Genomic DNA, 14,079 nt, shown 5'->3' on the forward strand with positions numbered 1-14,079 from the left:
AATTGTAACAGAAAGTTCACAAATTGTTCTTCTCTCTGTCACAATTGGTCAAGTTATGTAAGCGTTAACAAATTTGACAAGGAGGTAAGTGAAATGGATGTGTTCGTGGTATATTTGTTTATCGCAACAGCTACTCCTTTATTTCTCTGGCCTGAACGTAAGAGATTAGCCCTTCTTCATATTCCGTTTATTGCAGGAATGTGGACGTACTTTCTCCTCTATCTCAGCGGAAGCCTGAACTTCATTGACCACTATGTCCTCAACATGATCTTCGTCGGCAATGTAATCTTTGCCCATATCGCAGCATTCCTAATTTACGCCATCCCAATGATTCAGCGCGAACGGGAGAAAAAAAATTCTCCAAAATCACCGATTATTGAATAAACCTTGCGATCGGCAATCGATCCAAGGTTTTTTCTTTTCCTTAAAACTTAATGATATGGATTCGTAATGACCGATTTTTGGCTGAATGCCTGAGTTTGAAATGAAACAGAGGGTTTTCAACCATTAACAAAGGCAAAAAGAAGCCGGAGAATCAAAGAATTCTCCGGCTCTTCTTTCTTATTCATGTCCTTCATGTTCACCATGAGAAGGAGCATTTTTCTGATGTTCCATGTGTCCTCCATGAGAACCCATTACCCATACCGTTCCAGCTACAATCACAATTGCAATGAATGCGGCAAATACGGTATTGATCGTTTGTATGACTCCGCTGCTGCTCTCTGTCATATGCATGAACATGAGAAGCTGCAAGGCAGCCTGGAAGAAAGCAAAAACGAAAATAATGATCAGAATCGTTGTGTTTGAGAATCCTGAAGCTAATCCAACCCATAGGGCCAGAAGGGTTAAAATGATGGATAATGCGAATCCAATCACGTTACTCCAAGGAAATTTATCGTGAGATGTTTGCGTATTACTAGCCATTATACAACACCATCCCCATCAAATAGACTCCTGTGAAAATGAAAATCCAGATAACGTCCAGGAAATGCCAGTAAAGACTGGAGATAAACAGTTTTGTAGCATTTCGTGAATTCAAACCGCGTTTTTTCACCTGGATGAGGATCAATGTGATCCACGCGATCCCAATGGATACGTGGAGTCCGTGAGTTCCGGCAAGAACAAAGAATCCGGACCAGAACGCGCTCGTTTGAAGCGTCGCTCCTTCATGCACATACTCGATAAATTCATACACTTCATAGCCTACAAAGCCCAGGCCGAGAAGAAGGGTGATAATCGTCCAAATAAATACACCCTTAACGTTGCGGCGGCGCAGTTCATGAACTGCGATACCGCTTGTGAAACTGCTCACTAAGAGCAGGAATGTCATAATCAGTACGCCTTTAACCTGGAATAGGTCTCCCGGAACCGGGCCATCTGCCGTTTGGTTGAATAGTGCGAAATACGTTGCAAACAATGTTGAAAACAGCGCAATTTCCGCTCCAAGGAAAATCCAGAAGCCAACAATATTCAATCTTCCTATTTCAGATTGGTATTCCAGCGGCGTGTTAAGATCATCATGTGTTTGTGAATGTCCCAAATTTCACGCCTCCTTTAAACGGTTGCCCGTTTTTCCGTTTCTTGTATTTCTTCTACGCTGACGTAGTAGCCGTCATCAATTTCAATTGACCGCAGGATCATCGTTGCGAATACACCGATCAATCCGAGAATCGCCATCCACCATAGTGAGAAGACCAAACCGAATCCTGCAATTCCAAAGAATACAGACATGATTAACGGTCTGCCGGAGTAGTTAGGCATATGAATTGGTTTATATTCAACGACTTCACGCTTGCCTGTCGTTTTATTCCGCTGCTTAATTCTCCACCACTCGTCCATTCCTGTTACTTCAGGGATAACAGCAAAGTTGTAGTGTGGAGGAATTGCTGTAGATGTTGACCATTCAAGTGTACGTCCATCCCATGCATCTCCCGTTTGCTCTCTTTCCGCATAACGGTAGCTGTAATAAATGTTGTAAACAAGAACCATAAAACCAACGGCCATTCCAAGAGCTCCAATGGAAGCAACAATGTTCAGATCCTGCCAACCGTCAGCTGCATCGTACGTGTTAACACGGCGAGGCATACCATCAAGACCAAGGAAGAACATCGGGAAGAAACATACGTTAAAGCCGATATTAAAGAACCAGAAGCTCCAGCGTCCAATTCTTTCGTTCAGTTTGTGGCCAAACATTTTTGGATACCAGTAATATAAACCAGCGAAACATGCGTAAACTGTACCTGCAATCAATACGTAGTGGAAGTGGGCAATCAGGAAGTACGTATTGTGGTACTGATAATCAGCTGCTGCCATCGCAAGCATAACTCCTGTTACTCCTCCAATTGTAAAGGTCGGAATGAAAGCAAGAGACCAAAGCATTGCGACGGTAAATTTAATTCTTCCTTTATAAAGCGTAAACAGCCAGTTAAAGATTTTAACCCCTGTCGGGATCGCAATGGCCATTGTAGTAATCGAGAATACAGAGTTAACTCCTGCACTTGAACCCATTGTAAAGAAGTGATGCACCCATACAAGGAAGCTCAAGCCGGAAATAACAACAATCGCTGCCACCATCGCTTTGTAGCCGAATAGTGCTTTGCGGGCGAAAGTTGCAATAATTTCTGAGAAAATACCGAATGCCGGCAGGATAACGATGTATACCTCAGGATGTCCCCAAATCCAGAATAGGTTCGCCCAAAGCATCGGCATACCGCCGTCTGCAAGCGTAAAGAAATGGGATCCGAACAAACGGTCAAATGACATAAGTGCAAGTGCAACAGTCAATACAGGGAAAGCAAACACAATGATTACGCAAGTGATTAAAGCAGTCCATGTAAACATAGGCATACGCATTAACGTCATGCCTTTCGCACGCATTTTCAAGATTGTAACCATGAAGTTAATACCGGTCATCAGTGTACCGATACCTGCTACCTGAAGTCCGAGCAAGTAGTAGTTCTGACCAGGTCCGGGTGAACTGTCAACACCGGCAAGAGGCATATAAGCTGTCCAGCCCGCTGACGGGGAACCCCCGAATACGAATGAAATATTAAACAGCATCGCTCCTACGAAAAATGTCCAGAAGCTCAATGAGTTCAAGTAAGGATAGGCAACGTCGCGTGCTCCGATTTGAAGCGGAACCACCACGTTAATTAAACCGATAAGGAACGGCATCGCCATGAAAATGATCATGATCGTTCCATGTGTCGTAAAAATTTCGTTATAATGCTGTGAATTTAAAAACTGAGAGCTGTTCACTGTCAGCTGCGCCCTCATTAGAAGTGCATCGACCCCTCCGCGGAATAGCATAAGAATCGCGGCGATGATATACATAATGCCGAGCTTTTTATGGTCAACGGAAGTCAGCCAGTTCGTCCAAAGCCATTTCCATTTCTTGAAATAGGTAAGAACGGCAATGATAGCAATTGTTGTAAGACCAATGGATACCTGGGCTCCCACAATAAGCGGATCGTCAAGGATCAAATTGTTCTTGATGAATTCAAACACTGAAATTCCTCCTTTCTTATTTGGAGCCTAGTTCGTCCCCAGTATCATTTTCCTCTTGTTCTTTATCTTTTGAAGAGTGCTCTTGATACGTCACTCCATATTTCTCACGTACTCTTTCTGCATACTCTGCATCTTTTGCATGATCCACAAATTTCAAATGCGTAGAAGAGAACGTCATTGGTTTTGTATGACCAGGGAACATCAATTTTTCATACTGTTCCTCTTTAAGCTTCGGTGCGCTTTTGCTTTTCTCTACCCAGGCTGCAAAGTCCTGTTCTGTCTGGGAATAAACTTTAAAGCGCTGGTCCGTAAATCCTTCTCCAGTAAAGTTGGCGTTGCGGCCTTCATACGTGCCCGGCTCATCCGCCTGAAGGTAAAGCTTCATTTCCATTTCAGACATGGCATATTTCTGTCCGCCAAGCTGAGGAATCCAGAATGACGCCATATTATCTGCTGATGTCAGACGGAATTCAATCGGACGGTCTTCAGGAATATAAAGCTGATTGACCGTTTCAATGTTTTCTTCCGGATAGCTGAAAATCCACTTCCAGTCGACAGATGTAGCATACACAACAAGAGGCTTCTTGTCCGCGTGTTCACTTTCCGGTATCTCTTCAAGGCTGTAAATAGCCTGAACCGTTGGAATAGAAAGTGCAATAACGATAATAATCGGAATGACTGTCCAAACAATCTCCAGGAACTTGCTGCCTTCCATTTCAGGCGGCTCATACCCCATGTTTGTCGGGCGTTCGCGATATTTTATAATGATAAGAACAAACAAAACAAAGACAACTGCTATGATTAGCAGCATAAATACGATTGAGAGCATAATCAGATCTCTTTGCTGCGCGGCAACCGGTCCTTTCGGATCGAGAACGGCCATCTGGCTGCAGCCGCCAAGCAGGAATACTGACATTAAAGCTCCAAATAAAATGATGGGTTTTAAATATTTACCCAAAAGGTTCACCATCCTTCCCAATCCTTCTATTAAAAATGACAAAAAAAGTCCATAAGCCGTGAATCCACTTAAACTTTTACCCTTATAGTAACAGACCGCAAACAAAAATGGCTTTCCAAATTTTAATGTCATCCAGTTTTCATACAAAAGTCACATCTTGTTCAATATTTTTTCACAATATGGTCACATAATTGGATAAATATTGATATGAAGGAACTTCCATTCTCTCTATCCAGCGCTTGAGCACTATCAGAAAAATAAAATTTTTCAAACGCTTTCATCATGAACACCGCTTACGTTTATGGAGGTAAAAGAAGTGGAATACACAGATTATATCAGGGAGGTGGAGAAATTGTCGAAAGAAAGCACAAAACATAAAAAAGATCATCCAGAGCAAGTTCCGACAGAAAACGAAAGTCTGCATGATCAATTTGAGAGTGAGCAAAATGTTGATTCCATTCCCTTAGAGGATTTAAAGCAGGATTTGCAGGATGAGAAGAAGAAACATGAAACAAAGAGCCATTCGGACTCTGAGGAAAGATTTAAGAAAAACAAATAAAAAAAGCCGGCGGGGGTGCAGAATATGGAGCACGGTCCGCCGGCTTTTCCGAGCTTGCTGCAAATAAGTTTTTCATGTTTAAAACTGATTCCGGGTCAGCGCTTTTATCGCACGCTCTAAAGATGATTTCGCCGCTTCCGGTCTTTTATCTTACGCTCACGCTTACCTTTCAGCCATTCGGCTGTTCCAATCCGGCCTCCGTTCTAAGACAGCACATTTCGCCCCGTAATCCTTCTTACACCGTCTTTCATGTATCCACCTCCGTAAAGCGAATTACTTTGACAATTCTCGAATCAAAAATCTAAGGTTGCATTAGTAAAAGGCTGTATTTTACCCATAATAAGAAAAAGAGTGTTTGGGTCGCATATCACGAATATGAGCTAAAATATCCCATATAATGCGTACATATTCCCTCAAAAAATATTTTTCCAGAAACTATTGCATTATAGATTTATATTTCATATAATCAGAATGCAAACGGTTGCACTTATAGTTGCACAATCACTCTTTATTTTATTAGTAAAATGTATTCGGTTACACCCATGCATTTTTTATTTCTTATCAATGTAAGCCCATACAGAGGAGGAGCAAGACATGAAGAATTTATTCACATTTGATTTCTGGCAAAAGTTTGGTAAAGCACTTATGGTCGTAGTTGCTGTAATGCCGGCTGCCGGAATTATGATTTCCCTCGGCAAGCTTGTAGCGATGCTGGGCGGAGACGTTGCATTGGTTATGACCATTGCACGAGTGATGGAGGATATCGGCTGGGCCATCATCACGAATCTTCACATTTTATTCGCAGTTGCCATCGGTGGTTCCTGGGCTAAAGAACGTGCCGGCGGAGCATTTGCAGCACTCATCGCTTTCGTTCTTATTAACCGCATCACTGGGGCGATCTTCGGAGTAAACGCTGCCATGGTTGCTGACCCGGCCGCAACTGTCCAATCATTATTTGGACAAGATATTCTTGTAAAAGACTATTTTACAACCATTCTTGGCGCTCCTGCATTAAACATGGGGGTTTTCGTGGGAATTATTTCTGGTTTCCTCGGTGCCAACCTATTCAACAAATACTATAATTACAGCAAATTGCCTGATGCTCTTGCATTCTTCAATGGAAAACGTTTTGTTCCTTTCGCAGTAATCGGCGGTTCCGTTATTACCGCGATCGTTCTTTCTCTTGTATGGCCATTCATTCAGGGATTGCTGAATGATTTTGGTAAATGGATCGCTTCATCGAAAGACACAGCACCTATTATCGCACCATTTATCTTCGGAACCCTTGAGCGTCTCCTGCTTCCTTTCGGATTGCACCATATGCTGACGGTTCCTATGAACTATACAGCACTAGGCGGAACGTACACTGTTCTGACTGGTTCATCTGCGGGAACTGTTGTTTCCGGTCAAGATCCTCTATGGCTTGCATGGATTGCTGACTTGAACAACTATCTATCTGCCGGCAATCAGGCTGGATATGAAAAACTATTGAACGATGTTCATCCTGCCCGTTTCAAAGTCGGACAGATGATTCTATCAACTGCTTCACTAATCGGTATCGCATTTGCTATGTACCGCAACGTTGATAAAGACAAACGCACGAAATACAAATCCATGTTCTTATCTGCCGGTCTTGCTGTATTCCTTACCGGTGTAACGGAACCAATTGAATTCATGTTCATGTTCGCAGCTCCTTTGCTGTATGTTGTGTACGCGATTACAACCGGACTTGCATTCGCACTGGCCGATATTATTAATCTGCGTGTTCACTCTTTCGGATTTATTGAGCTTTTAACCCGTACACCAATGATTTTCAAAGCTGGTTTGTGGTTGGATTTCGTTAACTTTATCGTAGCATGTCTTGTATTCTTCGGACTGAATTTCGGAATTGCCAACTTCCTGATCAAACGTTTCAACTTCCCTACTCCGGGACGCAACGGAAACTACATTGATAATGAAGAGGGTGAAAAAACAGGCGGAGCTGTTCAAGAAGGTTCCCTTGCACCTGCTATCATCGAGCTTCTTGGCGGAAGATCCAATATTACAGATGTAGATGCCTGCATGACACGTCTTCGCGTGACGGTTAAAGACTCTTCTCTTGTAGCCGGCGAACCGAAGTGGAAAGAACAAGGCGCACTCGGACTGATTGTCAAAGACAAAGGTGTACAGGCTATTTACGGACCAAAAGCTGATGTCATCAAGTCTGATATTCAGGATTTACTGGGAGCTTAATATGAAATTGCTGACTCTTAACTGCCATGCCTGGATCGAAGAGAACCAAATGGAAAAGATAAGAACGCTGGCAAAAACCATTGCTGAAAAAGAATATGATGTCATCGCACTTCAGGAAGTCAATCAATCGATAAAAGAAGAAACGGCATACGGACTGATTAAGAGAGACAACTATGCCGTTGTTCTTCTCGATGAACTGAAAAAAATCGGGGTTGAAGGCTACGAACTTCACTGGGGACAGTCCCATATCGGCTATGAGAAATATGAAGAAGGATCGGCTTTGCTTTCAAAGTACCCGATTAAAGAAACCCATTCCTTCCTTATTACAAACAGCACGGATCCTGGCTACTGGAAAACGAGAAGAATCGTAGGAGTCACCGCAGAAGCAGATGGAGAGCTCATCTCCTTCTACTCCTGTCACCTCGGCTGGTGGGACGATGCAGAGGAGCCCTTTAAAGAACAGGCCGTATCTCTTCTCCGTCAAGTTCATCAGGAGCAGCGCTTCTTCCTGATGGGTGACTTCAACAACAATGCCCACATCCGCGGTGAAGGCTTTGATTACTTGATGAGCCAGGGCCTGCTTGATACGTATGAGCTGGCTGAGGAAAAGGACCGCGGCATTACCGTACCAGGGAAAATCGCCGGCTGGGAGGAAAATGAAGATCCCCTCCGGATTGATTTGATACTGACCAATCAGCCCTTGAAGGTTCGGCATTCGGCTGTCATCTTTAATGGGGAAAATAAGGCTGTCGTTTCAGATCATTTCGGGGTGGAGATTGAAGCTGTCCTAAAGTAAAACCTAAGCCCAATCAACAGATACAATAAAAAAACTGACCTCATTTGGACGTTCGTCCATCAGGTCAGTTTTTTTATTTTCCTGCAAGCTTATCGCGGTTTGCTGCTAGCGGAGGCTGCTCAAGCCATCCGTTTTTAATGCTCATCTTCACTCCATCATAAGAAAAATCAAGAATTTCCAGGGTCAGGCTGCTGAATAAAATAGACAGATCCTTTCTTGCCACTTGTGAAAGAGCCGTGCCATAATTCGAGACACCAATCCCTGTCGCAAGACCTGTATGATAAAACATGAGCTTATCAGAAAAAGGGGCGATGGTTGATTCACTAACCTCCGGATCCCATAGCTGCGGGGAAGGAAGATCTTCGTCGGTTAATTTATTCATAAACAGATCGATATGCTTGTGTGACATTTTCCTCCCGCGGATCAAATATTCTTTAAGCTCCTTCGATTTAGCGGATTGGCTAAAAGCAATCATCAAAGATTTCCCAAGCATGTTCGCATCAAGATTGATATAAATCTCCCGGATTTCCTGTGCCGTTACGGAACGGCTATTGCCTTTGAATTTCCCTAAGAATTTTTTATCCTCAATAAAATGAACTTCCTTCGGCACAGGGATGCTCGGGGTACGGATGACGATCCCTTTTTCAAGAAGAAGCTCTATGGCAGCGTGAAATACCTCTGTATACTCCCTGCTGTTTTCAGCCATAAATTCCCTGATATCTCTGCGGTGTGAGGCAAATAACCCGTTATTATACTGAATAATAGAAGTTCGGCTCATTTCTTTTAAGTAGAACATATAAAATTTGTCCGAGAACATTCTGGGAGAATTTAAAAATACATCCTGCTCACCAAATCCTTGCGGGGTTTTCATCCCCTCTCTCTTGAACAAATCCCGGAATGCCTGAACCCGATTTTCCGTTTTATCCAGATTCATCTCCAGAAGCTTCCGCACCTGGGCGTCTTGTACATAATGAACAAAGCTATTCATTACACATAAAAGCAAGGTTTCTCCTATGTATGCAGACCATAAGGATCCAATCTCACCCGATGAAAGACTAACAATCCTGCCTTCGCTGGACATGACCACACCCCAATTCTGTTTTTAACTTTTTAGCTCTGTTAATTTTGGCTGTTGATTTCCGCTGAAGTCGTTCGCTTTCCGCGGGGCGGGCGGTGAGCCTCCTCCTGGCTTCGCCACTGTGGGGTCTCACCTGTCCCGCTGCTCCCGCAGGAGTCTCACGCCTTCCGCTCCAATCAACAGGTGTGAAAAATCAACAACATCCTTTAAAATAGCCAACTTTTTAAATTGAATGCTTTTGGTTTCTTGCTATCCGAATATTATGCAAGCACAACCTCAGCTGCAAAACAAGATGCACCCTATTTCATCACCTTTTTTATATTATCGGGAAATGTCAGGGAGGTTATTCAATACAAATACCGTTTCTAAGAAATGAAAACACCCCAAAAGTTAAGTTTTCACTTTTGGGGTGCAGTATAAAACCGGTCTTTTTTATTCCATCTCTATTTGCTTTCTTTTACGGAACTTACTCAAGACCTCATACACAATCGGAACGATGAGCAAGGTTAAAAGCGTGGAACTGGTCAAACCGCCGATTACCGTGATTCCAAGGCCTTTTGAGATCAATCCGCTTCCTTCAAGACCGAGCGCAAGGGGCGCCAGAGCACCAATCGTAGCGATTGCCGTCATAAGAATTGGTCTCAGACGGGTTGTGCCGGCCTCGAGGATCGCTTCACGGGTTGGAATCCCTTCATTTTCTTTATGGATGACGCGGTCAATCAGAACAATCGCATTGGTTACAACAATCCCGATCAGCATTAAAGCTCCAATCATGGAAGATATACTGATGGTTTCACCCGCAATGTACAATCCTGCGAGAGCACCGATGATGGTGAACGGCAAAGAGAACAGGATGGCAAAAGGTGCAAGCCCGCCGCCAAACGTAATGACGAGAATCAGATAGACAATCGCGATAGCTGCGAGCATGGCAAGACCGAGCTGGGAGAAGGATTCCTGAATATCTTCGCTTACTCCGCCCATTGACAGGCTTACTCCGGCGGGCTCTTTTACGTCATTGATTTTTTCCTGTACGGCTGCAGATACTTTCCCGACGTTATCTGCTTTAATGTTACCTAATACAGAGACACTGATTTTCCCGTCACGGCGGGTAATGGTATCAGAGGTGGATCCCTCTTTTACTTGCACGACATCTTTAATGGCCACTTCCCGGCCTAATGAAGACATGATTTTCTTATCCGTTAAATCCTCAATACCTGAAAGCTTTTCTTCTTCAGCCTGAAGATAGACATTGATGTCTTTTCCATCCTTTTTGATGGTTGTGACAACAGGACGCTGTGTTTCCCGGCTAAGCTCCATTCCGATTTGGCCGGCAGTAAGGCCAAGCTCACTCAGCTTTTTCTGATTGGCAGCGAGCGTGTATTCATCATATGTTTTCGACAATCCGCTTTCGACGTTTTCAAGATCGCGATTGTCCTTCATGATTTTCTCAACATCTGCTACAACCGGCTTGATGTCATCGATGCTGTCACCATTGACGAACACTTCCAGCGAGTTGCTGCTTCCGCTTGAGGAGAAGCTTTGAGACGCCCATTCTCCTTTGGAAGTTCTTTTTTGAAGTTCTTCAATGACTTTTTCTTTTTCCTTTTCAAAGTTTTCATAATCATCATTGTACTGGACGAAGAAGAGCGCCTGATTCTGTGCCCCCGGGTTCATTGGATTTTCTCCCCCAAGGGAGTACTGGATGGTTTCTGCCCCTTTTCTTTCATTAAAGAATTTCTCTGCATCAAGAGCAATCTTTTCCGATTCTTCCCTCGTTTGGCCCGGTTCCGGATTGTAGGTCGCCATGACCATTTTCTGTTCTTCATCCGGGAGGAAGCTGACTCCGATCAGCGGGACAAGCGCCAGGCTTCCCACAAGCAGCAGTACGGCAATTCCGGATGTGATCCATTTATGGTTCAGAGACCAGTTCAGTACATTCCGGTAAAAGCCTGATAACTTTCCTGGCTTTTCTTCTTTATGATGCTTTTCGCTTAACCCTTTTTTAAAGAAGGAATGAGCCATCATCGGAACAATTGTAATCGCGACTAACAGCGAGGCAAGAAGCGAGAATACAATGGTCAGGGCGAAAGGAAGGAACAGCTCCCCAATCATCCCTTTGACGAGACCAAGCGGCAGGAAAACCGCAATGGTCACGATTGTGGATGACATGATCGGCACGAACATTTCCTTTGTGGCTGATTTGATCAGCTCTTTCCCTTTTAGCGGCTCATTTTTCAAAGCCATTCTTCTGAAGATATTTTCAATGACAACAATGGAATCGTCGACTACCCGTCCTATAGCTACGGTCATCGCACCAAGTGTCATGATATTCAGCGTGATATCCATTTGATTTAAGATCAAGATGGCAATGAGCAAAGATAGAGGGATGGAGATGACTGAAATAATCGTTGTCCTTATATTGCGCAAGAACAATAAGATGATCAATACGGCAAAGCCTGCTCCGAATAAAGCTTTGCTGAGCATCGTATTAACCGATTCTTCAATCGGCTCGCCCTGGTCAAAAGTAGACGTGAAATGAACGCCCGGATAGTCTTTCTCCAGTTTTTCCACTTGTTTCTCAACTGCATTCACGACATCAACCGTGTTCGCATCATCCGATTTGATCACTTGGAATCCGATCGATTCTTTGCCATTCGTTCTTGATATCGATTCCGCTTTCCCGACTATTTTCACGTCCGCAATTTCCCCAAGCTTTACCGTTGGCAATTTTGCGTCCTGTGCGGGAGGGGCCTGGCTCATGCCTTGCTGCGGTGCAGTTTGAGTACCCGCTTGCTGAGGCTGCCCCGGGTTTTGTGAAGCACCCTGCTGCGGCGGAGCCTGAGCGCTTCCCTGCTGCGGTGCACTTTGCTGTACAGACGGCTGCCCAGCTCCATTAGGGACAACTGGAATGTCAATGTTTTTCAGGTCCTCAATGGTGGACACATTTCCATCAACTACTACTGATTTTTCCGTATTTCCGAACGTGTAAAGACCTAAAGGAGAAGTAACATCCGAGCCTTTAATCATATTTTGTACCGTCTCTTCATCAAGACCGTACTGTTCAAGCTTAGACTTTTTGAAAACAAGCTGGCCTTCTTCCACCTGCTGGCCTGTCAGCTGGACAGAACCGACTCCGTCCAGCCCTTCAAATGAGGGAAGCAGGTCTTCTTCTGCTTTTTTCGTCAAATTTTCAAGGGATTCTTTATCGCTTGATGCACTTAGGACGATGACAGGAAAGGCATTCAGGCTAAGCCGGGATACTTCCGGTTCTTCCGCTCCATCCGGCAGTTCCAGCGAGCTCAGCGCCTCTTCAGCTTCCCGTTTTGCTTCATCCATGTTCTTTTCATACCCGTATTCCACTTGCAGGGATGAGACATTTTGAAAAGAGGAGGAGCTAACCGAGCTGACTCCATTTAAATTCTGAAGCTTTTTTTCCATCGGTTCAGACAGCTTGTCAGCTACTTGCTGAGGCGTCGCTCCCGGATAGACGGAGGTAATGGTTAAAAGCGGAGTATTAATGTTGGGGATGGTTTCGAGCTTCATGTTCAGCCCGGAATACAAACCTGCTGCTGTAACAATAATCGTCAGCAGCCATACGGCAAACTTATTTTTTAAGGAAAAACCGATTATTCGATTCATTGCTGTCCTCCTATGTAAATTGACTGATTGGTCATAACCTCTTACAATATAACTGACCACCTGGTCATAGTCAATGTACAAGGTGTGAACGATTGAACAAATGGTCATAGATTCGGGGAGCGACTTGAATGAAACATAAAGAACTCATTATTATGGAAGCAGCCAATAAACTATTTGCAGAGAAAGGATTCCGCGCAGCCTCCATCCAGGATATCGCATCAGCAAGCGGGATTTCCAAAGGCGCTTTTTATCTGCATTTTCAATCAAAGGAAGCTTTGCTCCTTTCTATCCTTAAATATCATCACTCGCAATTCGATGAACGGGCATCTGCCATTGAGCAAAAGAACCTGCCGCCGCGGGAGACATTTTTACAATGGGTATCGCTTACTTTTGAAGAAATTTCAAAACACCGTGAATTTATTATTACCCATCTGCGGGAACAAACGGTCCCTTTTAATAAAGAAATCGAAAACTTTTTCCGTCAAAAGGAATGGGAAGGATATTTGCTGTATGAAAAGAATTTGATTCGTATTTACGGAGAAGGAATCCGCCCTTTCCTTGGAGACCTGATTATTCTGGCAAAAGGCATGCTGCGTTCCTATCTGGAGCTTATTATTTTTGATGTGGTTTCTTTTGACCGGAATCACTTGCCCGCTTTTCTCCTGGAACGGATGGACCACCTTGTTGAAGGATTTAAGGGCAGCAGGCTTGAGCCGATTATTTCAGAGCAATCCATGAAGCAGATGTGGAAATCGGTCCGCACGGCAAAAATCGGTTCCGTTGAGCATATGATTGAGGAACTTCAGGAAACGAGAAAACTGGCTCATGATGATGAGGACATCCTCATTACCCTCGACGTTTTGGAGGAAGAATTGCAGAGCAGTCAGCTTAGAAAGCCCGTTGTTAAAGGAATGCTTGCAAATTTAGAGAAAGACGAATCATTCCGGGAGTTTGCAGACCTGCTTAGAACCTATATTTTATAAGACAAAAGAGCTGGGACATAACTAAAATTGTTGTCCTTAAGCCGAATATTTCTTTTAAAAAGGCTTTGTTAAAGCACGTTGTTGATACTTAACACCTGTTGATTGGAGCGGAAGGCGTGAGACTCCGAGCTGAGAGCAGCAGGACAGGTGAGACGCCGCAGTGGCGAAGCCAGGAGGAGGCTCACCGCCCGCCCAAGGATAAGCGAGCGACTGCTAGCTGCAATCAACAGCCAAGTTTAACAGCGCTTTTGAAGAAAGGATGAAAATCAATAAAACCGAACGATTACGAACCTCTATACGAGAGATTCAAATAATCATTCGGTTTTT

Annotated in this window: 11 protein-coding genes; 5 read left to right on the plus strand and 6 right to left on the minus strand. The window is 44.0% G+C overall.

The window, feature by feature from the left end:
* Positions 1-93 precede the first annotated feature (93 nt).
* Positions 94-384, plus strand: coding sequence for a spore morphogenesis/germination protein YwcE (locus CEF21_RS00695; RefSeq protein WP_123912960.1), 291 nt, complete (start codon positions 94-96; stop codon positions 382-384).
* A gap of 177 nt (positions 385-561) precedes the next feature.
* Here the strand turns inward: CEF21_RS00695 and qoxD are convergent, their stop codons facing one another.
* From qoxD to qoxA, 4 genes are read right to left on the minus strand one after another with little or no spacing between them, the layout of a single operon-like run.
* A complete protein-coding gene (gene qoxD / locus CEF21_RS00700; RefSeq protein ID WP_123912961.1) occupies positions 562-924 on the minus strand; it encodes a cytochrome aa3 quinol oxidase subunit IV in 363 nt (120 codons plus the stop codon).
* Complete coding sequence (qoxC, locus tag CEF21_RS00705; protein ID WP_123912962.1) at positions 917-1,540, minus strand: cytochrome aa3 quinol oxidase subunit III; 624 nt, start codon at positions 1,538-1,540, stop codon at positions 917-919. Before qoxC ends, qoxD begins: the two co-directional genes overlap by 8 nt.
* 14 nt (positions 1,541-1,554) lie before the next feature.
* Positions 1,555-3,507, minus strand: coding sequence for a cytochrome aa3 quinol oxidase subunit I (qoxB, locus tag CEF21_RS00710; RefSeq protein WP_123912963.1), 1,953 nt, complete (start codon positions 3,505-3,507; stop codon positions 1,555-1,557).
* Between the two features lie 16 nt (positions 3,508-3,523).
* Positions 3,524-4,477: a cytochrome aa3 quinol oxidase subunit II gene (gene qoxA, locus CEF21_RS00715; protein ID WP_123912964.1), complete on the minus strand. Its 954-nt coding sequence runs from the start codon at positions 4,475-4,477 to the stop codon at positions 3,524-3,526.
* A gap of 304 nt (positions 4,478-4,781) precedes the next feature.
* Here qoxA and CEF21_RS00720 point away from each other — a divergent pair, with 304 nt between their 5' ends.
* From CEF21_RS00720 to CEF21_RS00730, 3 genes are all read left to right on the plus strand, one after another.
* Positions 4,782-5,024 (plus strand): hypothetical protein, encoded by a 243-nt coding sequence (locus CEF21_RS00720; RefSeq protein WP_241156740.1) that lies wholly within the window; start codon positions 4,782-4,784, stop codon positions 5,022-5,024.
* Positions 5,025-5,618: 594 nt separating this feature from the next.
* Positions 5,619-7,256, plus strand: coding sequence for a PTS transporter subunit IIBC (locus tag CEF21_RS00725; protein ID WP_123912966.1), 1,638 nt, complete (start codon positions 5,619-5,621; stop codon positions 7,254-7,256).
* 1 nt (position 7,257) lies between these two features.
* Entirely contained in the window at positions 7,258-8,052 is a 795-nt protein-coding gene (locus tag CEF21_RS00730; protein WP_123912967.1) for an endonuclease/exonuclease/phosphatase family protein, read from the plus strand.
* 73 nt (positions 8,053-8,125) lie between these two features.
* Here CEF21_RS00730 and CEF21_RS00735 read toward each other — a convergent pair whose 3' ends face one another.
* Entirely contained in the window at positions 8,126-9,133 is a 1,008-nt protein-coding gene (locus CEF21_RS00735) for a DUF3231 family protein (protein ID WP_123912968.1), read from the minus strand.
* A gap of 429 nt (positions 9,134-9,562) precedes the next feature.
* Positions 9,563-12,769, minus strand: coding sequence for an efflux RND transporter permease subunit (locus CEF21_RS00740; RefSeq protein ID WP_123912969.1), 3,207 nt, complete (start codon positions 12,767-12,769; stop codon positions 9,563-9,565).
* A 128-nt stretch (positions 12,770-12,897) separates the two neighbouring features.
* Here CEF21_RS00740 and CEF21_RS00745 point away from each other — a divergent pair, with 128 nt between their 5' ends.
* On the plus strand, positions 12,898-13,752 hold the full coding sequence (locus CEF21_RS00745; protein ID WP_123912970.1) for a TetR/AcrR family transcriptional regulator: 855 nt from the start codon (positions 12,898-12,900) through the stop codon (positions 13,750-13,752).
* The last annotated feature ends 327 nt before the right edge of the window (positions 13,753-14,079 follow it).

This window comes from Bacillus sp. FJAT-42376 (genome assembly GCF_003816055.1).
GTDB lineage: Bacteria > Bacillota > Bacilli > Bacillales > Bacillaceae > Metabacillus_B.

Excerpts from the sequence above, each read along its gene's own strand:
- CEF21_RS00695 (WP_123912960.1), top strand. The coding sequence starts at position 94 with ATGGATGTGTTCGTGGTATATTTGTTTATCGCAACAGCTACTCCTTTA.
- CEF21_RS00745 (WP_123912970.1), top strand. The coding sequence starts at position 12,898 with ATGAAACATAAAGAACTCATTATTATGGAAGCAGCCAATAAACTATTT.
- qoxA (WP_123912964.1), bottom strand. The coding sequence starts at position 4,477 with ATGGTGAACCTTTTGGGTAAATATTTAAAACCCATCATTTTATTTGGA.
- CEF21_RS00725 (WP_123912966.1), top strand. The coding sequence starts at position 5,619 with ATGAAGAATTTATTCACATTTGATTTCTGGCAAAAGTTTGGTAAAGCA.
- CEF21_RS00735 (WP_123912968.1), bottom strand. The coding sequence starts at position 9,133 with ATGTCCAGCGAAGGCAGGATTGTTAGTCTTTCATCGGGTGAGATTGGA.
- CEF21_RS00730 (WP_123912967.1), top strand. The coding sequence starts at position 7,258 with ATGAAATTGCTGACTCTTAACTGCCATGCCTGGATCGAAGAGAACCAA.
- qoxD (WP_123912961.1), bottom strand. The coding sequence starts at position 924 with ATGGCTAGTAATACGCAAACATCTCACGATAAATTTCCTTGGAGTAAC.
- CEF21_RS00740 (WP_123912969.1), bottom strand. The coding sequence starts at position 12,769 with ATGAATCGAATAATCGGTTTTTCCTTAAAAAATAAGTTTGCCGTATGG.